Annotated in this window: 21 protein-coding genes, 1 tRNA gene and 1 pseudogene; 10 read left to right on the forward strand and 13 right to left on the reverse strand. The window is 54.8% G+C overall.

Annotated features, from left to right (window positions below; translation table 11 throughout):
* Positions 1-96: 96 nt before the first annotated feature.
* From B3759_RS06570 to B3759_RS06600, 8 genes and pseudogenes are all read right to left on the reverse strand, one after another.
* Positions 97-1,458 carry an amino acid permease gene (locus tag B3759_RS06570; RefSeq protein ID WP_291364820.1) on the reverse strand — a complete coding sequence of 454 codons (1,362 nt, stop codon included), beginning with the start codon at positions 1,456-1,458 and terminating at the stop codon, positions 97-99.
* Between the two features lie 170 nt (positions 1,459-1,628).
* Complete coding sequence (locus B3759_RS06575) at positions 1,629-3,053, reverse strand: hypothetical protein (RefSeq protein ID WP_291364822.1); 1,425 nt, start codon at positions 3,051-3,053, stop codon at positions 1,629-1,631.
* A gap of 734 nt (positions 3,054-3,787) precedes the next feature.
* Positions 3,788-4,324, reverse strand: a complete 537-nt coding sequence (locus B3759_RS06580; protein ID WP_291364824.1) for a DUF3035 domain-containing protein — start codon at positions 4,322-4,324, stop codon at positions 3,788-3,790.
* An 11-nt stretch (positions 4,325-4,335) separates the two neighbouring features.
* A complete protein-coding gene (gene lspA / locus B3759_RS06585) occupies positions 4,336-4,872 on the reverse strand; it encodes a signal peptidase II (RefSeq protein ID WP_010666078.1) in 537 nt (178 codons plus the stop codon).
* Positions 4,873-4,876: 4 nt separating this feature from the next.
* Positions 4,877-6,058, reverse strand: coding sequence for a class I tRNA ligase family protein (locus B3759_RS16940; protein ID WP_422652819.1), 1,182 nt, complete (start codon positions 6,056-6,058; stop codon positions 4,877-4,879).
* Positions 6,044-8,029: pseudogene (gene ileS / locus B3759_RS16945) on the reverse strand (isoleucine--tRNA ligase); the annotation flags it as partial. The gene B3759_RS16940 and the pseudogene ileS, both read right to left, overlap by 15 nt.
* Before the next feature lie 131 nt (positions 8,030-8,160).
* The gene (locus B3759_RS06595) at positions 8,161-8,370 is read right to left on the reverse strand and encodes a TOBE domain-containing protein (protein WP_099349168.1); all 210 of its coding nucleotides are present in this window, start codon (positions 8,368-8,370) and stop codon (positions 8,161-8,163) included.
* Positions 8,371-8,381: 11 nt separating this feature from the next.
* Positions 8,382-8,909: a TlpA family protein disulfide reductase gene (locus B3759_RS06600; protein ID WP_291364830.1), complete on the reverse strand. Its 528-nt coding sequence runs from the start codon at positions 8,907-8,909 to the stop codon at positions 8,382-8,384.
* Positions 8,910-8,981: 72 nt separating this feature from the next.
* Between B3759_RS06600 and argH the strand changes: the two genes are divergently transcribed.
* From argH to B3759_RS06615, 3 genes are all read left to right on the forward strand, one after another.
* Complete coding sequence (argH, locus tag B3759_RS06605) at positions 8,982-10,421, forward strand: argininosuccinate lyase (protein ID WP_291364832.1); 1,440 nt, start codon at positions 8,982-8,984, stop codon at positions 10,419-10,421.
* A 211-nt stretch (positions 10,422-10,632) separates the two neighbouring features.
* The gene (locus B3759_RS06610) at positions 10,633-11,739 is read left to right on the forward strand and encodes an acyltransferase family protein (RefSeq protein WP_291364834.1); all 1,107 of its coding nucleotides are present in this window, start codon (positions 10,633-10,635) and stop codon (positions 11,737-11,739) included.
* A 37-nt stretch (positions 11,740-11,776) separates the two neighbouring features.
* On the forward strand, positions 11,777-13,048 hold the full coding sequence (locus tag B3759_RS06615) for a polysaccharide polymerase (RefSeq protein WP_291364836.1): 1,272 nt from the start codon (positions 11,777-11,779) through the stop codon (positions 13,046-13,048).
* Between the two features lie 364 nt (positions 13,049-13,412).
* Here B3759_RS06615 and B3759_RS06620 read toward each other — a convergent pair.
* The 3 genes from B3759_RS06620 to B3759_RS06630 form a co-directional block, all read right to left on the reverse strand.
* Positions 13,413-13,487, reverse strand: a tRNA-Met gene (locus tag B3759_RS06620).
* 67 nt (positions 13,488-13,554) lie between these two features.
* Complete coding sequence (locus B3759_RS06625; RefSeq protein WP_291364838.1) at positions 13,555-15,060, reverse strand: amino acid permease; 1,506 nt, start codon at positions 15,058-15,060, stop codon at positions 13,555-13,557.
* Positions 15,061-15,187: 127 nt separating this feature from the next.
* Complete coding sequence (locus tag B3759_RS06630; protein WP_291364840.1) at positions 15,188-16,054, reverse strand: undecaprenyl-diphosphate phosphatase; 867 nt, start codon at positions 16,052-16,054, stop codon at positions 15,188-15,190.
* Positions 16,055-16,283: 229 nt separating this feature from the next.
* Here B3759_RS06630 and B3759_RS06635 point away from each other — a divergent pair, with 229 nt between their 5' ends.
* Entirely contained in the window at positions 16,284-16,745 is a 462-nt protein-coding gene (locus tag B3759_RS06635) for an MlaD family protein (protein ID WP_291364842.1), read from the forward strand.
* A 22-nt stretch (positions 16,746-16,767) separates the two neighbouring features.
* Here the strand turns inward: B3759_RS06635 and B3759_RS06640 are convergent, their stop codons facing one another.
* A complete protein-coding gene (locus B3759_RS06640) occupies positions 16,768-18,003 on the reverse strand; it encodes an ATP-grasp domain-containing protein (protein WP_291364844.1) in 1,236 nt (411 codons plus the stop codon).
* 45 nt (positions 18,004-18,048) lie between these two features.
* Positions 18,049-18,633 (reverse strand): DedA family protein, encoded by a 585-nt coding sequence (locus B3759_RS06645; RefSeq protein ID WP_408736460.1) that lies wholly within the window; start codon positions 18,631-18,633, stop codon positions 18,049-18,051.
* A gap of 406 nt (positions 18,634-19,039) precedes the next feature.
* On the opposite strand from B3759_RS06645, the gene B3759_RS06650 reads away from it, so the two are divergent.
* From B3759_RS06650 to B3759_RS06675, 6 genes are all read left to right on the forward strand, one after another.
* Positions 19,040-19,318 carry a hypothetical protein gene (locus B3759_RS06650; RefSeq protein WP_291364848.1) on the forward strand — a complete coding sequence of 93 codons (279 nt, stop codon included), beginning with the start codon at positions 19,040-19,042 and terminating at the stop codon, positions 19,316-19,318.
* A 126-nt stretch (positions 19,319-19,444) separates the two neighbouring features.
* A complete protein-coding gene (locus B3759_RS06655; protein WP_291365004.1) occupies positions 19,445-20,446 on the forward strand; it encodes a lytic murein transglycosylase in 1,002 nt (333 codons plus the stop codon).
* Positions 20,443-21,339, forward strand: a complete 897-nt coding sequence (locus B3759_RS06660) for a septal ring lytic transglycosylase RlpA family protein (protein WP_291364850.1) — start codon at positions 20,443-20,445, stop codon at positions 21,337-21,339. The genes B3759_RS06655 and B3759_RS06660 overlap by 4 nt, the downstream gene beginning before the upstream one ends.
* A 10-nt stretch (positions 21,340-21,349) precedes the next feature.
* Complete coding sequence (locus tag B3759_RS06665) at positions 21,350-22,672, forward strand: D-alanyl-D-alanine carboxypeptidase family protein (RefSeq protein ID WP_291364853.1); 1,323 nt, start codon at positions 21,350-21,352, stop codon at positions 22,670-22,672.
* Positions 22,673-22,676: 4 nt separating this feature from the next.
* Positions 22,677-23,351 (forward strand): dTMP kinase, encoded by a 675-nt coding sequence (gene tmk, locus B3759_RS06670; protein ID WP_291364855.1) that lies wholly within the window; start codon positions 22,677-22,679, stop codon positions 23,349-23,351.
* Positions 23,352-23,414: 63 nt separating this feature from the next.
* Positions 23,415-24,371, forward strand: coding sequence for a DNA polymerase III subunit delta' (locus B3759_RS06675; RefSeq protein WP_291365006.1), 957 nt, complete (start codon positions 23,415-23,417; stop codon positions 24,369-24,371).
* Positions 24,372-24,510: the final 139 nt, after the last annotated feature.

Genomic DNA, 24,510 nt, shown 5'->3' on the forward strand with positions numbered 1-24,510 from the left:
CAATCTTTTTTCGACGGTAATTGAAAACAGCCAGGCCCACATAGGGTCTGGCTGTTTCTGGTTGATTGACGGATCCAATATCTCGTCTTCAGGTGGTTATGCTGCCTTGCGTGCGAAAATACGCGCCAGAATGTAGCATCCTACAGCAGTCAGCAGAGAACTGAGCGCCGTCATACGCTCTTCAGGATCGATCAGCATGGCGATGAACACCAGAACCACAGCGCCGATCGTGATGTAGTTGATCACAGGAAACAGGGGCAGCGCGAAGTTTTCTTTTTCCGTTCCATCCTTACGAGCCAGATGTCGCGCAACGATGTAGGAAGAGGCGATCAGGCAGTAGATCAGCAGGATCAGGCCACCACTACAGTTCAGCAGAAAAGCGAAAACCGTTTTTGGCGCAAGGATGGATGAGAAGGCGACGACTGCTCCGGCAATGCTGCTCACCAAAATAGCCAGACGAGGGGCTTCAGCCGTCGAATTGCGGGTGAGGATAGCGGGAGCGTCACCCTTGTCGGCCAGTTCCGTCAGAATGCGGGAGGTGATGTACATGCTTGAGTTAAGGCAGGACAGAACCGCACTCAGGATGACAATGCGGGTAATGAGACCAGCGCCGGGAATACCCATTGCATCCATCGCCGTCACGAAAGGAGACTTTCCGGCGACAACACTGGTCCACGGAATAACGAGCAGGATCATGGTGACGGAAGCAAGATAGAACAGCGTGACGCGGATGCCGACGCTGCGCGTCACCCGGGCGACATTCTTGCCCGGTTCAGACGATTCAGCTGCGGCGACAGTCGCGATTTCCGAACCCATCATGGTGAACAGAATGGTCGGGATCAGGGAAAGAACGGAAATGAAGCCGTGAGGAAAAAAGCCCCCATGGCCAAGGAAATTTTCAGCAGCAGGTACGCCCGGACCAAAGATATGGAAAACGTACAGCAGGGAAATGCCGACAAAAAGCAGAATGCTGAGAACCTTGATGCCAGACAGCCAGAATTCGCATTCACCAAAGATGCGGGGAGCAGCGAAATTGATCAGCTGAAGCAGGATGATCAGACCGAGAGACAGAACCCAGACAGGCAGATTGATCCAGTCCTGCAGCAGCATGGCGCCGGCAATGGCTTCACTACCGAGAACGACAACCCAGAAGAACCAGTAGAGCCAGCCAGATGTAAACCCAACGTGGTCGCCGTGAGCCTTGCGGATATATTCCACAAAGGATCCACGTCCCGGGTCGGCGATCACCATTTCCCCGAGCATGCGCATGATCATGAAGATCAGGATGCCGACCATAAGGAAACCCAGAAGGATGGCGGGACCGGTTGCCGCAATCGCGGCGCTGCTTCCGACAAACAGACCAGCCCCAATGACGCCACCAAGCGCAATCATCATAATGTGTCGGTTTTTCAGGCCGTTTTCCTGTAGCGTGCTCACTGCGTTATTCTGCTCCGCCATGAGAGATAGATCCTCTGTAGATGTCTGTTTCCGTCACCTCTGCCTGGCAGAAGAAAGAAAAACCCTGATGATAGATCAGCAATGTTGCTGAATGAGAAAGCATGGCGCTTTTTTGTTCCGGAGTCATTACAGTTTAGGTGCTGGCTCAGGTCAAGGAACGCCATACCATTTTAGAAGTGTTTGTAGAAATAGGCCTCGATGATGCCGGCATGCTGGCCGATGGTGGGGGTCTTGAACCCTTCCGGTATGCCTGACCGGGCAAAGGCCTTGGCTGTTGGACCGGAAAAGGCAACGCCACCTGCGACCGCTCCTGAAAGTGTCTCATCATATTTGTATTCGGCCGAAAAATCGATTTCATCCGAGATATGCCGTTTTGTGTTCTGCGGCAGTCCCATTCCTCCCGGATAGAGCAGTCCAAGGTCGTAGAAATGCGCACCGATTGTCAGTTCGTCATCTTTTCTTAGAATATGTACCGGCGGTACTGCCGTTATATTGAACTGATGAATCTCCACGTCGGAAAGTGGCGACAGATACATGCCGACAATTTCACCCGGCCAGTAACCGCCGTATGTATAGCGGCGGCCATCATAGAGAAACAGGGGATCGTAATTTCTCTTTACAGAACCATGCGAGTTCTTGGCGCCCCCGAACCGGGTGTAACGATAGAAAACGTAGGGTTTCCACGGCAACATTGAAAAAACGTAGCCGGGTTCGAAATACATTCCATAAGCTTCTGTCGACTGATAGCCGTTGCGGGCATGACTGTTTTCTTCCGCGACAAAATCTCCATAAAATGTAAAGTTTTTCGATATCCCCAAAGATTTTATGGGAATGGGTGTTCCTCCCCAGCTCAGTGAGGCGACATTCATTCCATCACGGCTGCCTCGGTAATTGTAATTGTAGTGAGAGGAGCTGTCAGAATCACGAACATGGAGATAGGTCAACGTTACATAAGCAGCCCGATCTTCATACAAAGATGCGCCATGTCCGCCTGGCTTGTTCCTGAACCAGGTAACGTCAAAACCTTCAAACTTCGTTTTGGGGCGGTCGTATCCCTGATCCTGATCATTGTCGCTGTTGTTCTCGAGCATGAAAACATCTGCCCGCACTGAATCCGCTTCGAATTTGACAACGCCGGGACCCGAAAAAGCAAAGCGTGGCGCATACCACCAGGCACCGCGACTGCCGGAGCTATACGCGCCTTTGCCGATCATGAAACCATCGTCAATCTGAAAACGCTGGCGTCCACCTTCAATAATCAGTTTCTGCTTGCCTTTCAGGAGATGGAGCGGGATCTCAACCCCAAGATTGGCATCTTCCAACGTGACAGCGCGGGGAGTGCCGGATGTCTGTGAGATGCTTTCAGCATCACCATCACCGAGAGTGGTGGAGCCGACTGCGGAGATCATGCCAAAAACATTGAAGCCCCAAGGAGTGTCCCACCGCCCGCTCAGGATCGGCTTGCCATACAGTTCGCCGTACGAGGAATTCTTGTTTTTTACGTAGCTTCCGTCTTTGCGGGGCTCATAGGAGCCGGCACCGAAATTGGTATTGGGGAGAAAGAATGCTGATCCACCAATATCAAGAGCACCCATGATAGTAACATTTTTGGCAGAAACCAGTGTAGTTTCTGCCTGTGCATCCTTGTCGCAAAGAGGAGAAAGAAGTGCAGTGAAAGTGAAAAGAGCAATTCTGCTGTTCTGATGAAATAGACTCGTTTTTATACGGTCTGCAAGCGACTCATTTCCATCAAGAAACGACTTGAATTGTATCTGTTTTTTCATTCCACTCGCCGGATTATCACGGAGCAGGCCGCACCTGATTTTTCATATTTATCCCATAATGATATATTATATTCAAGCGTCAACCGCTTTTGAGGAGATAAAGTATAACAAGGATTTTCTGTTTTGTTCTTTCATAGAAATGAAGGTCTATTTCGTTTGTTTTTTAAAATTGCTTCGATATGGAAATAAGAAATTTTATATGAAAGAAATTCTTTCTCTCTATATTTCTGAATGAGTTTAATGCTGTTTTGTGTTTTTTTATGTCAGGACAGTCTTAAAAGGCATCTCAAAAGCATTTGAAGAGCCTTTTCCTGAGAGGGCATAGCATCAGGAAACATGTATCTTATGTCTTCTTTTTAAGCGGTCGGAAGTTCTCAAAGCTAACCAAAGGAATTATGGAACATGGCTTATCGAAGGAATAACTGTAGGAGAGACAGGAAAAGTAACTTCCTGACTCCTATGTGTTGATCAAAACAAAAAAGCAGCCCGCTGAGGGCTGCTTCAGATACGGGGCTTGTGAAACCCTGATTATTTCAGAATGCCTCTCAGAGAACCCCAAGAACCTTGGACTTCTTTGCTTTCTTGGTCGGGGTGGCGCCTTTGGTCGGCGGATTTCCCAAGGCAGCGTTGGCTTTCAGACGACGATTTTCCGCATCACCATCCACCACAGATCCCGCACCGCCACCTTTCCAGAATAGCAGAGCATCGACATAGCCTTCACCGGCTTTGCCCAGCTCTCCCTGATCCGCTTGTTCGGCAGCATCATCGGCTTCGTTAATGAGCATCGTCTGCCCTGAACTGTCCGGACCGGACGTGCCATGCAGTGCAACATCCGGCGACAGGGTTTCCAGAGCTTCCATCCGCTGACTTTCGTCGCGGGTATGATCAATGCCGGTGCCAAGCTTCACCAGTTCGGTTGAAGGCGGCATGGACAACGGTGCCCGCGTTGTGACCGTATATTCATCCGGCACATTCCGCTGGAGGCCAAAGGCACGGGTGACATCACTGCCTGCACACCCTGTCAGCAGAGTGCTTAGTCCAAGTCCAAGAGCTACATGTCGAAATCCGACGATTACTCGCATTCTGTTCTGCCTCACTTGTCCCCGGCGCTCCGTTCGACTACCCGACCGGCATCCTGTCTGGGAGGATGCTGCCGCTCCCGATACAGACTGTCCAGTATCAGACCTGCTACACTACACACAATCGCTGCGTCAGCGATATTGAAGACATACCACGACCAGCCAAAAGCATGAGCATGGATAAAGTCGACAACAGCGCCATAACGTAGACGATCCAGCACATTACCAACCGCGCCACCTGTAATGGCCCCGGCCAGCCCGGCAATCAACAGGCGAGGGGTCCGGGCAATCCATGTCAGCAGACCTGCGACGATAGCCAGTGAAATGACGGAAAAAATGATTCGGCCCGCCGCACCGGCACCGCCGAACATCCCGAAGGTAATGGCGTGATTCCAGACCATGGTGAAGTTCAGGCCCGGGCAGATGGCGACAGAGCCTTTTTCCGGCAACTGGAAGTCGAACAGAATCCAGTATTTGGAGAGCTGATCGACCAGAAAGACGATGGCGGCACAGAACAGGCCGAGCGCCAGCGAACGGTAATGAAGCCGCATACGCTCAGTGGCCAGTCGCGGAAGAACAGGCCAACCCGCTAGCCACAACATCTGCACACCGCACGCACAGCGTCGGATAGGCCGCGTTCTGTCCTACTTCAGGCAGCACTTTCCAGCAGCGAACACATTTCTCACCATCAGCCACACTCACGACAGGCACACCACAGGGAACACCCGCACCATTTTCAGGCTGAGGTGCCTCCTCAGGAATGATGGAGAATTCAGCCTGCGAGACAATCGCCAGATCGGCCCAGTCCACACCGTCAAACAGGGAGACCTTGTCTTCATACACAGGCAGTTCGATCGCCGCCTGTAGCGAAGAGCCGATCTGCCCCGACCGGCGGGCTGTTTCGATTTCCGTGGTGATGATCCGCCGCACAGCACGCAGGGTTGTCCAGCGATCACCAAGTTCCGGATCATTCCATTCTTCCGGAACGACAGGGAAAGCCTCCAGATGAACGGAGGAGTCTTTCCCGAAGCGGGCCGTCCACGCATCGTCAGCCGTAAAGACCAGAACCGGCGCGAGCCACGTGGCGAGGCAGCGATGCAGCACATCCAACACCGTGCGCGCCGCACGACGGCGCAGACTGTCGGGCGCGTCGCAGTAGATCGCATCCTTGCGGACATCGAAATAGAACGCTGACAGGTCGGTAGTGCAGAAGCCGTGCAGGGCAGGGTAGACGCCCACCCATTCATGCGTCTCGACGGCCTGACGCATCATCGCGTCGAATTCGGTCAGACGATGCAGCACCCATTTCTCAAGCTCGGGCAGGTCTTCGTAGAGAACAGCTTCGGCATCCGTGTAACCATCCAGCGCACCGAGCAGCCAGCGCAGGGTGTTGCGGAGACGACGGTAAAGCTCGCCCTGCTGCTTGAGGATTTCCTTGCCGATACGCAGGTCATCGTTCGTATCGGAATTCATCACCCACAGGCGCAGGATGTCAGCACCAAGCGAATCGTTCACGTCCTGCGGGGCGATGACGTTGCCCAGTGATTTCGACATCTTGCGGCCCTGCTCGTCGAGCACGAAGCCATTGGTCACAAGCGTCTTGTAAGGAGCGACGCCGCGTGTCCCGACGCTTTCAAGTAGGGAGGACTGGAACCAGCCGCGATNNTGTTTGAGAATTTCCTTACCAATGCGCAAATCATCATTGGTATCGGAGTTCACCACCCACAGGCGCAGCACGTCTGCACCCAGGCTGTCATTCACATCCTGCGGGGCAATCACGTTGCCGAGGGATTTAGACATCTTGCGGCCCTGTTCATCCAGAACAAAGCCGTTGGTCACAACCGCCTTGTAGGGTGAAACGCCGCGCGTACCCACACTTTCCAGCAAGGAGGACTGGAACCAGCCGCGATGCTGGTCGGATCCTTCCAGATACAGGTCGGCAGGGAAGCGCAGGCCGGGCTGGTTCAGCACGAAAGAATGCGTCGATCCACTCTCGAACCAGACATCGACAACGTCGAAAACCTGCTCGAAATCAGCCGCGTTATACTCATTGCCGAGGAAGCGTGACGGGTCGCTGTCATACCAGGCATCAGCGCCATCCACGCGGAAGGCTTCCACGATCCGGTCCATGACGGCAGCGTCACGCAGAACTTCGCCAGTCTGCTTGTTTACAAACACGGCAATGGGCACGCCCCATGCGCGCTGGCGGGAAATGCACCAGTCCGGGCGATCAGCCACCATGGAGGTCAGGCGGTTGCGGGCCTGAGCAGGAACGAAAGTCACATCGCCCAGCGCCTGAAGGGCCTTCTCGCGAATCCGGTTTTCGCCATCCATGCGGATGAACCACTGCGGTGTGGCGCGATAGATGATCGGTTTCCGTGACCGCCAGGAGTGCGGATAGGAATGGACAAGTTCACCGCGAGCAAGAAGACCGTTGGGCGCGGAATCGCTCTCGACAGCCTTGGTCATGGTCTCGGACAGGGCTGCGCAGACCGGATCAGCGGCCTTGAACACGTGTGTGCCAGCAAACAGCGGCACACGCTCCACATAGCGACCGTCATCCGCGATCAGTTCCGGAATTTCGATTCCATTGGCCTTGCCGACCGCAAAGTCATCCTCGCCATGAGAGGGGGCGATGTGAACGAGACCCGTGCCGGCATCATCAGTGACATATTCAGCCGCCAGCAGAGGCACGTCGAAGTCATATCCCTGACCACGCAGCGGATGGGCCGCAATGGCTCCGTTCAGAGCAGAACCCGGCATGGTGTAGAGAATATGGTGTTCGAGGATGCCGCAATCCCTGCAGACCTGCTCGACAAGACGTTCGGCGACCAGCAGCTTCATGCCGGGTGCGATAGCCGCATCAGCAGCGGTTTCGTCAGCGCGCAGAACCACATAGGTGATTTCAGGATTGTAGGCGATGGCGCGGTTGGCCGGAATCGTCCACGGAGTCGTCGTCCAGATGACGGCGGATACATCCTGAAGCGCCCCAGCTGAAGTCGGGTCTGTGATGATGGGGAACGCGACGTAAATCGTCGTGGATTTGTGGTCGTGATACTCGATCTCGGCTTCCGCCAGCGCCGTCTTTTCGACCGGGCTCCACATGACGGGGCGCAGGCCGCGATACAACGCGCCATTGAGCAGGAATTTGCCGATTTCACCGACAATGGCGGACTCGGAACTATAATCCATCGTTGAATAGCGATGAGCCCATTCGCCCTGCACGCCAAGGCGCTGGAATTCGCCCATCTGCACGTCGAGCCACTTCGCGGCCCATGCACGACATTCACCACGGAACTGGAGGACGGGGATGGAATCCTTGTCGCGTTTGGCCTTGCGGTATTCCTCTTCAACCTTCCACTCGATGGGAAGGCCGTGGCAGTCCCAGCCGGGGACGTAATGGACCGCATAGCCTGTCATCCAGTGACTGCGGTTGATCACGTCCTTGAGAATCTTGTTCAGGGCGTGACCGATATGCAGGTTGCCGTTGGCATAGGGAGGGCCATCGTGCAGCACGAACAGCGGCCGACCTTCGCTCTGGACGAGAATCTTGCCGTCGAGATCCAGTTCCTGCCAGCGGGCAAGGAGTTCCGGCTCGCGTGTCGGCAGATTGCCGCGCATGGGGAACGAGGTCTTCGGTAGGAAAACGGTGTCGCGAAAACCGTCTGCCGCAGCGTTGCTCGTGTTCGTCTTGTCCGATCCGGTCATCGTTCCCGCTTGGTCATTCGCTAAAATTCATGATGGACTTACGTCCTGCCGCCTAGGAGGAGGCAGGACGTTATGAAGAGGACCAACCGGCCCGGTCAAGTTTGTGCGTCAATGTGCCGCATTCTGACGGTTCAGTCTTCCACGCCCACCAGCACGTCCGAAGCCTTGATGACGGCGTAGGCAGGTTTACCGACTGTCAGCCCCAGATCGGCCACGGCTTCATTGGTGATGGCAGCCATGACCGTCGTTCCACCGATGTCGATGCTGACGTGAGACGTGGTCGCGCCTTTTGCGATGGCGGTCACCGTGCCGCGGATCTGGTTGCGTGCGCTGAGTTTCATGGTGATGTCCTTCATGTCATCAGACGCAGGAGAATAGCGGCTGCGTCCGGAGTGTTCCACAGGAGAGGGCCTGCATGACGGCAGACCAGCTCTGCCTGTGCATTGAGAAAAAGGGTCAGCGGCAGGCTGGTTTCCTCAAGGCTGGCCGGTATGGCCCGCCTTGTATCGTAGAAGGAAGGAAAATCTTCCATATGCAGTTTTTTGAGAAAAGGCAGGACGACTTCAGGTCCTCGATGGTCGACCGAAACAGGCACCGCGGCGATACCGCTTGCTGTCAGTGAGGGAATGAGACGGGCGAGGGCAGGGAGTTCAGTGATGCACGGCCCGCACCATGTCGCCCACAGATGCACGATCGTCGGTCTGCCGCGGAAATCTTCCAGAGAGTGCTCAATGCCGTCTCTATCGGTGATGGTCTGTCCAGACAGAGGCTGAGGAGATTCTTTTGTCAGCGTTGACAGCGAAAGCGGGGTATCTGTGATACCTTCTGCATGAAGAGGTTTGCGCGGCGTCATGCCTGCGACTAGGGTGCCGGCCAGCATGAGAATGGAACGCCGCTGCAGTTTCAGTTTCGCGGACGGGACGCGGGGGCGAAAGTGATGTTGAGGCATTTGATGAGTGTGGACGAGCAGAACGCTGTGAGCAAGCCGACAGAAAGCAGAGCGAACGTGCAGTGGGGCGGCCGGTTCGCAGGTGGTCCATCCGCCATCATGCGTGAAATCAACGCGTCCATCGGCTTCGACAAGATCATGTGGCGGCAGGATATCGCCGGATCGCTCGCTCATGCCGCCATGCTACAGAAGGTCGGCATCATCAGCGCCGACGATGAAGCCGCCATCAAACGTGGCCTGACCGAAATCGGCACCGAGATCGAAGCGGGCTCATTCCCGTTCGATGAGGCGCTTGAAGACATCCATATGAACATCGAAGCGCGCCTGAGCGACAGGATAGGCGAGGCGGGCAAGCGTCTGCACACCGGTCGCTCCCGCAACGATCAGGTGGCGACCGATTTCCGCCTCTGGGTGCGCGACGCCATCGACGGAATCAGCGGACAGGTCGAAGCGCTGATGCGCTCACTCGCTACACGGGCTCTGGAATATGCCGACACCGCCATGCCCGGCTTTACTCATCTTCAGACAGCCCAGCCGGTCACATTCGGTCACCATTTGCTGGCTTATGTCGAAATGCTATCGCGCGATCGTGGCCGTCTGGCGGATGCCCGCAAGCGTCTGAACGAGTGCCCGCTTGGCTCGGCTGCTCTCGCCGGAACATCTTTCCCCATCGATCGCAAAATGACGGCGGCGGCGCTTGGGTTCGACCGCCCCACAGCCAATTCACTCGATTCCGTGTCGGACCGTGACTTCGCGCTCGAATATCTCTCGGCGCTCTCCATCATGGCGATGCACCTGTCCCGTTTTGCGGAAGAGATTGTCATCTGGTGCTCGTCGCCGTTCAGTTTCATCCGTCTGACGGACGCCTTCACCACTGGCTCCTCCATCATGCCGCAGAAACGTAACCCGGACGCCGCCGAGTTGGCGCGCGCCAAGGTCGGTCGTGTACTGGGCTCGATGGTGAGCTTGCTGACGGTGATGAAGGGGCTACCGCTGGCCTATGCCAAGGACATGCAGGAGGACAAAGTGCCTGTGTTCGAGGCGACGGAAGCGATGGCGCTCACGCTTGCTGCGTGTGACGGCATGGTGCGTGATCTGACCGCTAATGTGGCGCAGATGCGCAAATATGCGGGCTCAGGGTTCTCGACGGCCACTGACCTTGCCGACTGGCTGGTGCGTGTTCTCAAGGTGCCGTTTCGCACCGCGCATCATGTCACTGGTCAGCTGGTAGCTATGGCGGAAAAGAAGGGCGTTGATTTGTCCGATCTGAGTTTGGACGAGATGCAGTCCGTTGAGCCAAGTATAACGCAGGACATCTACTCTGTGCTGACCGTGGAGGCGTCGATTGCCTCGCGTGTAAGCGAAGGCGGCACGGCGGGAACCAACGTGCATCGGGAAGCCGAGGCTTGGCTGCAGCGGCTTGGGAAAGGACAGAAAAATTGATGATCCGGCGATTCACTGCGCTGGTAGCGCTGGTTTGCATCACGCTGCCTCTCGCAGGTTGCGGTAAAAAGGGCGCGCCTCATCAGCCTGGACCCGCTAGTGAGATTATTTATCCGCGCAGTTATCCCGCGCCGGATTGAGAAGTGTTTTGATCTGTCTGCAAGATTCAACAAAATAATATTTTGAAGACGATTTTACAGAGGTAAGATCAATGGAAAAATTGGATATCATTCCTCCTGAGCCAAGTAACTATTTGGTTCAGTTAACCTCTGTGCGCGGAATAGCCTGCTTGTTTGTTTTGATAGGGCATGCTGTTCAGGTTTTTCATTATAATAAAGAAAACATGCCTGCTGTGTGGCGAGTGTTTTCTTCCCTGTTTAATGCTGAAGCTGCCGTTCTTGTGTTCTTTGTTCTGAGTGGCTGCGTTTTGTCATTGGCCTTACGCAAGATGGATAAGCCATCCTTGCGGTTTATTGGGGCATTCTACGTTCAGCGTGCATTTCGTATATATCCATTGCTCTGGTTTTCTGTAGGATTGTCTTTGCTATGTCTGTGGTCTGTTCGGCAGACTATTTCTTCTGCGGCTACTGTCGACTGGCTTGCCAGAAATTTATCAACGCCTATCGATATTCATCACGTTTTTCTTGCTCTTATGGGAATTTTTACAAGGTACAATGGCCCCATGTGGTCATTGCGTGTAGAATTATTGTTTTCCGTTATCTATCCATTTATGCTGATTATTCTAAGAAATCAAAAATATAGATTCGTTTTGTTGGGCGTCTGTTTTTTAATTTCCTTGATTCCGCTTCCGGATGGTTTGGGACCGCAGTTTGCGCTTGCTTTTTGTCTGGGAACGCTCATTACAATTTTACCGGCCCCTAAGAAGCACTATTCGTGGATGACGATAGGGTGTTTTGTAATGTTAATGTGTGACCGGTTCGTCTTTAGTAATTTCCATTTTAGAGAAAATGTATTTGATATTCTTGAAACATTATTCTCATTTTTTCTGATACGGAATATTTATTTCTTCGGAAAAGATATGAAATTTTTAAATTCAAGTTTTTTGGTAAATTTGGGAGAATTGTCTTATAGTATTTATCTTCTACATCTTCAGCTTCTTCTGGTTTTGTTTTCCGTTTTTATGAAAGTTTGGGGAGAAAGGGGACTTCTTGATAACCCTGTATCAACTCAAATTTTGCTCGTATCTAGTACTTTCTTGGCTACTCTGATTTTGTCGTGTTTTACCTATCGGGTTATAGAACTTCCATTACACTCTTTGGGACGCTCTATTGCCAGAACGATGCGAAGCAGTGGTTAGGTTTTTTGTTGAATACGTTCATTAGAAGGAAGCCGCAGTGAGTGGTGCCATAATGCAGGGAATAACCCCGCAGGAAAATTCCTTTATGACGGATTTGCGCTCCAAAAGCTCTTCTCGAATGAATCTCGGCTCTTGGCTCGTTGTCTTGTCGGCAGTCTTTAATTTCATTCTATGTTTTATTAATACACGAGGCTGGATATACGTTAACGCTTCTCTGATTGCAGTAGTAGAACTGGCCATTATGTTGGCTGGATTTATGGTTATTCGGCATGATATCAGTCGTAAGGTTGCTGTAATAGGAGCTTTGTCAATTGCTTATATGATCGGGGCAAAGCTCATAAACCCAGCGTTAAGCCTAAAAATCATTCACGATTTTGCTATTGCGTGTATATTCTGGCAAATTGGATACAAAACAAATATTTTTCAAGTTAATAAATGTTTGCATGCTATAATTTCCATTACAATCGTATTTGCTATTTTTGAGTTTTTGGCTCCTATTCAGTTTGGTGATGTTTTTAATGTTTGGCAGTATTATGTTCAAAAAGGCGTTCTTTCTTCTGATACTGTAAACTACAGCGGGACCAATCTTTATCTGTCTGGAAATAGGGGAAGCGCCAGCCGGTTGTACTTCCCACAAATTTTTGGCGGGCACAGAATTTCTTCAGTTTTTCTTGAGCCTGATTCCGTTGGTAATCTTGCAGCAATTCTTTTTGGCTGGTGCCTTGCGACCTATAAAAATTCTCCGGGTAATCGAAAAATTGGTTTGTTTCTGATTGTCGCCTTACTGATCGTTCTTTCAGATTCCCGTTTTGCAACAGGCTGCTGCCTGGTGATGCTGATATTACGCGTTACGCCTTTTGCCAGATCAGCTCTGATTGCTTTTCTGATTCCTGTCTGCGTAATGGTTTTATTGACGGTCGTTGGTTCTATGAATGAGATAAGCGGCTGGCTACCCAGTATTACGAGTGACGATTTTTCTGGCAGGCTGCTTTTTTCCGGACGGGTTCTGGATTACTGGGATGTTTCGCATTGGATGGCGCTTGCTGTTTCCCCAGTTTATACGGCTGATACGGGTTATGCCTATATCTCTAATAATCTGGGGATAATTTTTGCATTGGTATATTTGATTTCTTTTTCATTTACGCCCATGCCAAATCGTGTCGCAGGTATTATGAGGATGTGTGTCGCTGTATATTTTGCGACGTCTTTGTGCGTCGGAGCCTCTGTCTTTACTATTAAAACGGCTGCACTTTTGTGGTTTCTTTATGGTGCGAGTTTTAGACTGTCACCTTCAGAAAAAAACTCTTGAACCAATAGCCTTGAGATGCCCTCGGCTTGTCTGATCTTATGGAAACGAATCCCTATAAGTTCGCGTTTCTAACAGAAGTCAAAAAGCAGTGTTACAGGGAGAGCTTATTTGTGCCTGTCTTGTGCGACGAATGAGGATCACGGCCATGTCATCATAGAAGAAAGCAACTTGGCTATTGTATTATAAGGAAAATTTTGAGCCACGAATTTACATTCATTGCCAGAGCAATGAAATCTTATTTGATGACTTTATCTGCTATAAGAAAAACTGGCAAACGCACACAATAGATAAAATTTGTCACCGCTTTTAAGCGTGACAGATTAGAAGAAACATAATGATATTTTAAATAAAAGAAACCGGCCGATGGTAGCGGTGGACGGATTTGAACCGCCGACCAAGGGATTATGATTCCCCTGCTCTACCGCTGAGCTACACCGCCATCGCGCCGGTGAGCGCTGAAATATCCAGATGTGACGGCGGCGTCAACCCATATCCGACACATAACTTCATATCTGCCTGTTTCGGGCCAATTCTGAATGAGACAGCCCGTAAAAGCGGTAAATGATTGCGCCAGAAGTAAAATATAGGCCCAGAAGAATCGCAGGCAGCCAGTTGCCTGAGATGATGCCGCTGATCAGTTCGACCAAAAGAGGCAGCATCATCACGCCAGCAAACAGGATTCCCAATAGGGGAGTAAGACCCAGCCATAGACGTCCTATCCGTAGAGCCCCAAGAGGAACGCGATAGAGGCGTTCTGCGTCAGGGCGAACTGAGCGGTCCCTGATAACGGTCAGATTGACCACGCCAAAAGCGGCAGCCGTTCCGATGCTCACGAGATCGCTAATAATGTCGATAGGGAGTGTAGCGGCAGCCAGAGCGACAAGCAGTCCCAAGAGCAGAGAACCTGCCACCGGTGTGTGAAAGCGAGGGTGCAGTCGGTTGAAGATGGGCGGTAGAAGACCGTCCTGAGCCATGGTGAAAAAGATCCGGCTCTGACCGTAAAGCAGACCGAACAGAACTGAACACAGCCCAATCACACCAGCCAGCTTCACGAGCACCGCCAGTGAGGGAGAGCCTATTGCATCGGCAGCCAGCGCCAGCGGATCAGACACATCCAGTTGACGCCAGGGGACCACACCCGTCAGCACCAGCGCCACGCACAGATAGATCAGGGTGCAGATCAGAAGCGATCCAATAATGCCTATGGGGATATCGCGTCGGGGGGAACGCGCTTCGGTTGAAGCCGTCGAAACAGCTTCAAAGCCGACATAGGCAAAAAATACGACAGAAGCTGCCCGGAAAACGCCCGTGAATCCGTAGCGGAAGGCTCCTTCCGAAGGAGGGAAGAATGGATGCCAGTAGTCCGGATGGATTGCAGTCAGTCCGACCGAGACAAAGACCAGCAGGGTCATCGTTTTGAGCAGAACGATGGCCGTATTGATGGTGATGGATTCTGTTACACCTCGCATCAACATGGCTGTTACGATCAGCACAGACGCTGTGGCGGGCAGATCTATGCGCCATCCTGCAGAAAGCGCTGTGCCGGTAGGTGTCATGGAAGCCGTAACCACTGGCGCATGCAGGGCGTCAGGAACGAAAATACTCAGATCGTGTAAAAAACTGACAGCATACCCGGAAAAACCTGATGCAACGCCTGCACAGGACACTCCGTATTCAAGAAGGAGCAACCATCCAACCCACCAGGCGGCGCGTTCTCCCAGCGACACATAGGCGTAGGTATAGGCTGAGCCTGAAACCGGAATGGATGAGGCCAGTTCGGCGTAGGAGAAGGCTGTAAAAAGACAGGCAAGGCCAGCGATAACAAAAGACAGAATGACGGCGGGGCCAGCATAATTGGCGGCTGCCGTGCCTGCCATTACATAGATGCCTGCACCAACAGTGGAGCCAACGCCCAGCATGGTCAGATGGAAAGGGCCCATAGTGCGGCGTAGACCAGATGTTTCACTAGCCTGCACGGCCTGTTCGACCGTCTTGCGTCGTGCTTCTGTCATGCTCCGGAGGACCTGCTGCTCTGCCTGAAAAAGACTGCTTATGGGCAGCAGTCGTTATGGGTCTGCAAACTCCCACGACAGAAAGTCGGTCATGGGAGTGCAGAGTCCGTAAAATCCGACCTGTTGGTTACAGAATGCCGCCCAGATAGACGAGCGATCCCAAGCCGAGCAGGATGCAGTAATAGGCAAAAGGAGCCAGAGCCCATTTCTCGTGCTGGCTGAAGTATCGCATCAGAATACCGGTGCAGATAAGGGCAGTCACACCGGCGACACAGGCCGCAATCGCACCCTGATGGATCTGCTCATGCGTGACGGGGACGTGGCGCATTTTCATAATCTGATGAGCCGTGGCCGCCAGAATGATCGGTTCCGCCATCAGAAATGAAAAGCGTGCGGCGACGTCATGGTGCAGCCCACGCATCAGGCCACCTGCGATGGTGGCGCCGGAACGGGACATACCCGGAAAAAGGGCAAGACACTGAAACAGGCCGATAACCAGAGCATCTCGTGCTGTCAGACTGGCGATCGGTCGCCCGGCCTCAGGCTCTTCTCCGCGACCCAGAGAGACGCGGGAGCGTAATCTCTCCACAATCAAAAGCATCACACCGTTCGCAATCAGCAGCCCTGCGACAGGCAGCGGAGAGCCGAACAGGTGACGGAAAAGATGTTCGAACAGCCCGCCGCAGATCACGGCAGGGATAGTGGCAATGGCCAGCAGGAAGAGAATTCGGAAACTTTCCAGTCGATACCTTCTGCCGTGCAGCCCGAGCGCACCACCAATAATGGCCGCCCAGTCACGCCAGAAAAATACGAACAGAGCAACCGACGTCCCGAGATGGAGCATCACGAGAAAAGGCAGAAAGGTTGGATCGCTTTCGTCGAAAGGCCAGTGCAGCAGGGCAGGCAGCAGCACTGCGTGTCCAAGGCTGCTGACCGGGAAAAGCTCGGTTGCCCCCTGAAGAATTGCAATAATAAGGGCCTGCAGCAATGACATAGATTGAACCCGTTCCTGAAAGACCTGACGACTCAAACATGATGTACGACTGAATCGTCTGTGTATTTACGGTAAAATTACCGCGCCTTATCGGACAGGGATACTGCGTTTATGATCGTTTTGGTATCAATGCGTTATTCTTTTTTCCCATCGGCTTGACCGTGTGGGGGTGCGAAGCCTTATTGGGACATGATGAGCGTTCAGAAATGCTCGATAAAAGGACGCAGGAATGGCTCGTAACCGACAGACAGGAACCACCGTTTTCAGCTTTGGCGTTCTGGCTGCCGCAATAGGGTTTGCTGTGTATGCTCACGGGACACAGACCAGCTTTGGTGTCTCCCGCTACCCGTTATCCGCGAACTTTGTCTCGGCCAACGGCCTGAACTCCGGCGCTGCGGTCGATATTGCCGGAGTGTCCGTAGGACGGGTCTCCGATGTGCATCTTGATTCCCAGACGCAGTTGGCCGTTGTCAGATTTGAAGTCAACGATACGCTACATTTTCCCGTGGACAGCATTCTGAGCGTCGGCTCGACGACCATGTCAGGGGATAATGCCCTGATGATTGAGCCAGGAAAATCCAGCCAACTGACAAAGGCTGGAGATGTTCTCACTAATACCCGTGAGCCTTTAAGCCTTGAGCAGCAGGTGAGTAACTATATTTTCGGAAATGGCGGTCTGCCCGTAAACTGAGACGGGCGGATTATTCCGACAGTCAGTCGTTCAGCGGATAGGAACGAAGCAGACGGCGCTGTTCGAACCAGAGGCGGAATCCGGCAGGCAGGGGCGTGGATTTCCAGCCGCGTTTGCGGTTTTCAGCACCGATTCGGAATGCTTCACCATAATGATGGAATTGCGCAGCATAGGCTTCCCGCAGAGTCGTGCGGGCATCCCATATGTGAGTCGCTTCCGATCCCACCCCGTTGATTTCGATGATCTCGAAATCTTCACCGCGTCGGAAGGCATCCGGCGAACGGAACTTGACGTCCACGCGGCCGAAATGGAACTCGGGGATGTCCTGCATAATCCGATCAAGAACCGCAGTCAGCTCCGGCGTGATGTCTGCTGCACCATTGCGGAACACCGAGCCTTTGCAGTGATTGCCCGTAAACACCAGCGGCAGACCTTCACCCAAGGCCGGAACATCGTTCAGGCGGTCTGCAAGGCGAGGGCGATAGATGTGCGGTAGCAGCTTGGTCCGGGGATCACGGTCCAGCAGTTCGGCAACGGTCGATTCGCCATCACCCAGCAGAACAGGTACATCCTTGTAGGTGATGGACGTAATTCGTCCCTGCTTTTCACCGGCGTGGCGGATGTAGAAAAGTCCCGCTTCATGTTCCCAGGGAATCAGGCGCTGTAGTACCAGTCTGACACCACGAGGATATTCCTGAAGAATCTGTTCCAGATCAGCCTGTGTGCGCGCAAGTTTCACGCCTGTGCCGTTACAGCCGACATCCGGTTTGACGACGACAGGGCAGGCGATGCCGATGGCTTTCATGGCTGCTTCAGCGCGTCTCAGATCATCTCGGTCCGTATCCAGAATCGCATAGGGAGCAATAAACCCTTTTGCAAATGGACCGGCCATGTCGAGGATCGAGCTTTTGCTCTCGCCGCAGAGGCCACCGGTTGAAATCAACGGATTGGCTGCCGTGGGCATGCCCATGTCACGGTAACGCACACCCAGAGCGAGCCAGTAGGCGACGATCGGCGTGTAGAATAGCCAGCCGGGCCAGAATTCGAAAAAACTGACCGGTTCTGCGTTCTCGATATGCCGCCCACGCAGGTGCGCCAGTACAGTGCCGACAAAGGAGCGTTTCTTCTTTTCAGTGCTGGCTGAGACGAAAGGTGCGGTTTGATGATTCACGCCCGAACCGGAAGGGCCATGGAGAGAGGAAGGAGTGGCGCGTAAAGTCGGTTCCGGCGCGCTGCCTGAGTCCGTCGATGCGTCCATGACAAGGTCCGAAAGACCCGTTCCATCCAAGTGATCCATTTCGCCCTAACCTCGTGCAGATGGCGATTGCATGCGGGCGACATGACGTCCGACAAGAACGATAGCCAGGATAAACCCTGCCACACCAACCCAGCGCCAAGCGCCAAGCTCGTCCAGCAGGATCTGACCCATTTTCAGCGACAGTGCAAATAGTGCGGTTGTCCAGAGAAGCGTGGCCAGAGCCGTTGCAAGGATGAAAACCCTGAAACCGGCATTAAAAAAGCCGGTTGCTGTATAAATGGGAAGCCGGGTTCCCGGAATGAAACGGGATACGAAAATGACTCGAAACAGAGCAGCGCCATGCCACCATTTTGTAGCGGGAGCATCCACTCCTCCGGTCGCAGAAGGTGCCCAGCGTCGGGCTGGTGGCCAAAAGGTGGCCAGACGCCCCAGTCCATATAATCCGGCATCTCCCGTGACGATCCCGATATAAAGTGAGAGCAGGGCGAGGGGAAATGCGACGGCCCCGTCTCCTACGGCAATCGCGGTCAGAATGGTCGCGCCGTCTTCCAGAATGAATGTGCCGATGATGATCGTCACAGCCTGCCATAATGGGGTGTGCGCAGCCGTTGTAAGGCCGGTTGTCAGCATGTTGGGCAGATCGAAGGACATCGCGCGTTCTTTACACGAGCCGGAACCGAACTCCAGTTTCCAAAAATGCACAGCGGGCAGGTAATCTGATTTCAGCAGTAAAATTTGGTTAAAAAAGACTTAACTTCAGAGCGTTTGTGTTTAGTGTGCCTTACTTCATTCCATGGAGCAGGACGGTACTATTTTGTCAGAAAAACTGTACTCACTCGTTGATCTTGCCCGTGAAATCCCGAATTTGCCTATATCAGGACCTGCGCGGCTGGCAGCCTTACGGGCTGCGGTAGGAGATCGGCCAGCCCCGGCGGCTCTTGGTGTTCGGCGTCGTTCCATCATGAAGCCGTCCAGAAATCCTGTTTTCCCTATCATGTCATCGCCCCGGCCAGCCCCTAGGCCGCCGATCATTCGGATGACCGAACAGGAAATGAAGGCGCTCCCTGTCGAAGTCCGTTTTTTTGATAGGGAATGGTATCTGAAGCAGCATCCGGATGTCGGTCAGGCCGGAATCGATCCCAGCCGTCATTATATGGAGAAAGGCTGGCGGGAAGGGAGAAATCCTAATCCACATTTCGACGGTCGTGCCTATCTGGCGGCCAATCCGGATGTGGACCCGACCATAAACCCATTCGAACATTTCATCTTTTTTGGCATCGCAGAGCGCCGTCGTCTGACGCCTGCTGCAAAATAGGTTCATCACCCCTCTGGAGAAGCCCCTGCGATCGCAGTAAGGGAAAGCTTGAAATGGATTGGGAGGGAATCTTCCTGCCATCCGACAGGCTGCGCAGATTTTGGAGAGTGTGCCGGTATGACTTGCATGATCAACCGTCGTTCCACAGTGCGTGGCCTTCTTCTCGGTGGACTGGGAACCGCCGTTTCCCTGCGCCCCGCACTGCTTCAGGCGGCAACAGGTCATGCGACCGGTTCATATGCACAGTTTCTGGAGGGTGTTCGCAGTCAGGCGACAGGGATGGGACTGTCCAGTTCACTGGTCAGCGAGGCGCTCGCCCTTACGCACCAGCCCAACACACGGGTATTGCAGCTTGATCGTCATCAGCCGGAATTCACGCTGACCTGGGCGCAGTATCGGGAAAAAGTGCTGACACAGGCCAAAATCGACGCAGGCCGTGCCGCCTATGCAAAGCAGCACGGCTCACTCGTGCGAGTCGAAGCCGCAACCGGGGTGGACCGTCAGCCGGTCATGGGAATCTGGGGACTTGAGTCCTATTACGGTCGCATTACCGGTGGTTTCAACGTGATCGACGCACTGGCGACTCTGGCTTTCGATGGTCGTCGCGCCGCCTTCTTCCGCTCCGAGCTGCTGAAAGCCCTGCAGATTCTTGGCGAGGGGCGGATTCCGCCAGCCTCCATGACGGGCAGCTATGCCGGAGCGATGGGGCAGCCCCAGTTCATGCCGAGCGCCTATCTGAAATATGCCCGCGCCTTCGATGGTTCGTCTCGCGCCGATATATGGAAAAGCGTTCCCGATGTGGTGATGTCCATCGGAAACTATCTGTCCAAATCCGGCTGGAAGACGGGCGAACCGTGGGGACAGGAGATCACCGTGCCGGAGTCTCTGCCGCAATCGTCGGTAGGGCGTGACCATACGCGTACGCTTCAGGCCTGGATGGCGGCCGGTGTCCGTCGCAAGGACGGATCAGCCTTCGGGCGGCCGGAAGTGGAGGGAGCCATCGTCCGTCCTGACGGACCGGGTGGCGAGGCCTTCATGGTCTATCACAATTTCAACGTGATCCGCCGTTATAACCCGTCAGATTATTACGCTCTGGGCGTTGGACTGATGGGTGATCTGACAACATGAAACTTCCGGTCTGTCGTGCCAGAAGTCGGTCTGCCGCCCGGTGGCTCATTCCCGGAACAGCGATTCTGCTATCGGCGTGCCACAAGCCCGCACCCCCTCTGCCGTCCGCCCATATCCATTACGAAGTTGGGCCAGCCTATAATCAGGACGGTGTCTGGCGGTATCCGCGACAGGAATTCGCCTGGCGGGAGAGCGGTCTGGCTGTAGTGGACAGAGATACATCTCCTCACATCACGGCGGATGGCGAGATCTATGACCCGAAAGCGATGACAGGGTCTCATCCGACTCTCCAGTTGCCGGTGCAGGTGACAGTCCGCAATCTGGATAATGGTCGGCAGATTGAAGTCCGCCTGAACGACAGGGGCCCCAAACAACGCGGCAGGCTGATTTCTCTCACGCCACAGGCGGCGGCGGCGCTCGGGATGGGGCAGGACCCAACTCGTGTCGAGGTGATCGAGAATGAATTGCCAAGCCGAATCTTCGCCGAAACGCTGCCGGGCGGTCCTTTGCTGGATATGAAGGCCGCGCCCGTCGGATCCGTCCAGACCGAAGCGCTGGATACGGCCATCATGCCCAAAACCGCCTCGGTCGACCAGCCGCAAGCCGGTTCACAGCAGGTGCAGCCCGCTTCCCTGCCGTCACTTCCTGTCGTCTACACGCAAGGATGGGCGACCCCGGGAAGCCTCTGGATTGAAGTTGGACGATTTACACAGCGGTCCTATGCGGCGATAGAAGCGTCTCGCGCCGGAGGAACGGTGAGTTACGCTTCTGACAATAACGGTCCCGGCTGGGTCGTGCGTGTCGGACCTTTTTCTGGCGTTGCTGACGCAGATGCAGCGCTGGACCACGCCTTGGCCCTCGGGTTAACGGGGGCCCACATTGTCGTCGAATAGGATTGGGAACGTGCAGACCCGTCGGATACTTCTCGCCAGCGGCGCGGCCGCCATCACCGGTGGCGCCGGCCTTTTGAATGGTGTCGGCCTGTCAGGCACGGCACTCGCGGCAAAACCCCGTCATGCTGCCCGGCATGGCGGAAAGGCAGCGGCTTCTGCCCAGACTCCGGCAGCGGCTGTTGATTCGACGCCTGCCATGACGCCGATCGGTCCAGTGGACACGGTCGCACGCTGGGCCTGCATCACCGATTTCGACAGCGGACAGGTGCTGCTGGAAAAAGCTGCTGACGAGCATATGCCGCCGTCCTCGCTTACCAAGATGATGACGGCTTATGTCGTTTTCGGCATGCTCAATGCTGGACGCCTCAAGTTGGACCAGACGCTGCCGGTCAGTGAAAAGGCGTGGCGCATGCAGGGCTCGAAGATGTTCGTGCCGCTAGGCGAGAGCGTGCCTGTGCAGGATCTGATTCAGGGCATGCTGATCCAGTCCGGCAACGACGCCTGTATCGTGCTGGCGGAAGGCGTTTCCGGGTCAGAAGAGCAGTTTGTCGCCCTGATGAACGACACGGCCGCGAAGCTGGGCATGACCAATTCCCACTTCATGAACACAACCGGCTGGCCTGCGGAAGGCCATTACATGTCGGCGCGGGATGTCTGCACCATCGCGACTCATCTGATCCGCGATTTTCCGCAGTATTATCACTTCTTCTCCGAGACGTCGTTTGCCTTCAACAAGATCAATCAGGGCAACCGTAATGTTCTGGTCGACAAGGGGCTCGCGGACGGACTGAAGACCGGTCACACCGATGCCGGTGGTTTCGGGCTCTGTGCTTCCTCCAAGCGGGAAGGCCGTCGCGTGGTCATGGCGATCAACGGCATGGCGAGCACCAATATCCGTGCGCACGAAGGCGAGCGTCTGCTCGGCTGGGCTTTCGCCAATTTCGAGCTGGCCGTCATTGCCCGCAAAGGGCAGGTGCTCGATCAGGCCCCGGTATGGATGGGACAGGATGCAACCGTGCCGGTTGTGGCGTCCCGTGACGTGACGTTCCTGCTGCCGCACGGCTGGCAGTCTCGCGTGCATATTTCTGTCGATTATCTCGCACCGGTTACTGCACCAGTGACGGTTGGTCAGTCTCTCGGTCAGCTGACCATCACACTGCCAACCAGTCAGACGGCGTTGGTGCCTCCGGCTCCCGTTGCTGGAGCGCCTGTGCCTGCTGCACCGGCTCCGCAGGGCACCGTTATCACTGTGCCGGTTGAAGCGGGTTCCGCCGTGGCGAAACTTGGCTTCGGTGGACGCATTGCCGCCCGTCTTGGCATGAAGCGTCACTGATAAGGTGAGCGTTGCAGGTAAAAAAACCGGTGCCTTCATCACCTTTGAAGGCGGAGAGGGTGCCGGTAAGTCAACGCAGCTTCGGGCTGTAGCGCCGCGTCTGGAAGCGCTCGGCTACGAGGTTGTGGAGACACGCGAGCCGGGCGGTTCTCCGGGTGCGGAAGCCTTGCGGGAACTGCTGCTCTTCGGGAAGCACGATCTTTCGGCGCGTGCCGAAATCATGATCCATTTCGCGGCCCGCTGCGATCATGTCGATCAGGTCATCCGGCCCGCCATGGAAGCGGGAAAGATCGTGCTGTGTGATCGTTTCTTCGATTCTACCATGGCCTATCAGGGCTATGGACGGGGCGAGGGCGATCCGGCCCTGATTGCGATGATCCGTTCCCTGCGTGATTTTGTCGGCCTGACGCCGGATCTGACCGTGCTGTTTGAGGTTGGTCTGGAAACAGGTCATCGCCGTATTACGGCGCGTGCGGCAGCCATTGCCGGACAGGGAGCCCCGCTGGATCGGTATGAAAGTGCTGATCGTGCCTTTCACGCCCGTCTTGCGGCAGGATTCCGTCAGATCGCCGACGAGGAGCCACAGCGTTTCGTGCGGGTTTCCTCCGAAAGCGAGGATGTGCCGGCGATTACCGACAGGGTGGTTGATCTGCTCAAGACGTTTCTCGAAAAGCGCTGAGGCATGGCGGCCCGACGCGCCACATCGGCCGCTGAATCTGATCCCAATGCGGTTGTTTCACCAATGGACGCCGCTCGTGCGGCGTCGCTGCACGTTGTGGGGCATGACGCTGCATTCCGGGCGTTCGACGAGGCCTTTGCGTCCGGACGCCTGCACCATGCGTGGCTGCTGACCGGTCCGGAGGGAATCGGCAAACTTCCGCTGGCGTTTCGGATGGCCCGTAGGCTGCTTGGAGCGGAGGACGGTCATTCATCCGCTGGACGTCTGGTGAGTGCGGGCTCTCATCCTGATCTGCTGGCGGTCGGTCGGGCTTTTGACGAGAAGCGCCAGAAATTCCGTGGCGAGATCGTCGCCGATGACATTCGGCCGATCAACGCTTTCATGCATCGCACGGCGGCGGAAGGTGGCTGGCGGGTTGTCATCGTCGATACCGCAGAAGCCATGAACCGCAACGCGGCCAACGCGCTGCTCAAAATTCTCGAAGAGCCGCCTGTTCGCGCTATTCTGATCTTGACCAGCGCCACTCCCGGCGCGTTGTTGCCGACCATCCGTAGCCGCATACGGAAGCTGCCGGTCGCGCCGCTCCGGGAAAGCGATGTTCGCGCCGTGCTGAGGACGACTGTGCCTGACGCCGAGCCAGGTGAAATCGAGCGTGTCGTACCGCTGGCCGAAGGATCGCCGGGACGGGCGATAGCGCTTCTGGCTGACAAGGGCGGCGCTATCGACACTCTGGTGCATGAAGCCGTCAGAGGAATGTCCACTGGACGTATTCTGGACGCCGCGGAATCCTTGTCCCGATCCGGAGACGCCGGTTTCGGACTGTTCTTTACCCTGTTGGGGAGCGCCATTGCCGAAGAAGCCCGTGCTGTATCTCAAAATGAGATCCAGACAGGTGTGCGGCTGGCCGATGCGTGGCGCGAAGTCGCGGAAATCCGGGCAAAGACCGAGCATTTCAATCTGGACAAGCAGGAAGCGATCATCGAGGCGTTGATGATCGCAGGACAGACGCAGCTCAGCTGAACAGAACGGATTTGCCTCTGCCGGGGGTCGCTTCATGAACAGCGATCCGATATGGATAGGGCTACACAGTCAGGACTGCGCGGTGCCTTACGCCCGTAAAGGAGCGTTCACGCCCGCGCCGATCCGACCGATAGATCTA

This window comes from Acetobacter sp. UBA5411 (genome assembly GCF_002409645.1).
GTDB lineage: Bacteria > Pseudomonadota > Alphaproteobacteria > Acetobacterales > Acetobacteraceae > Acetobacter.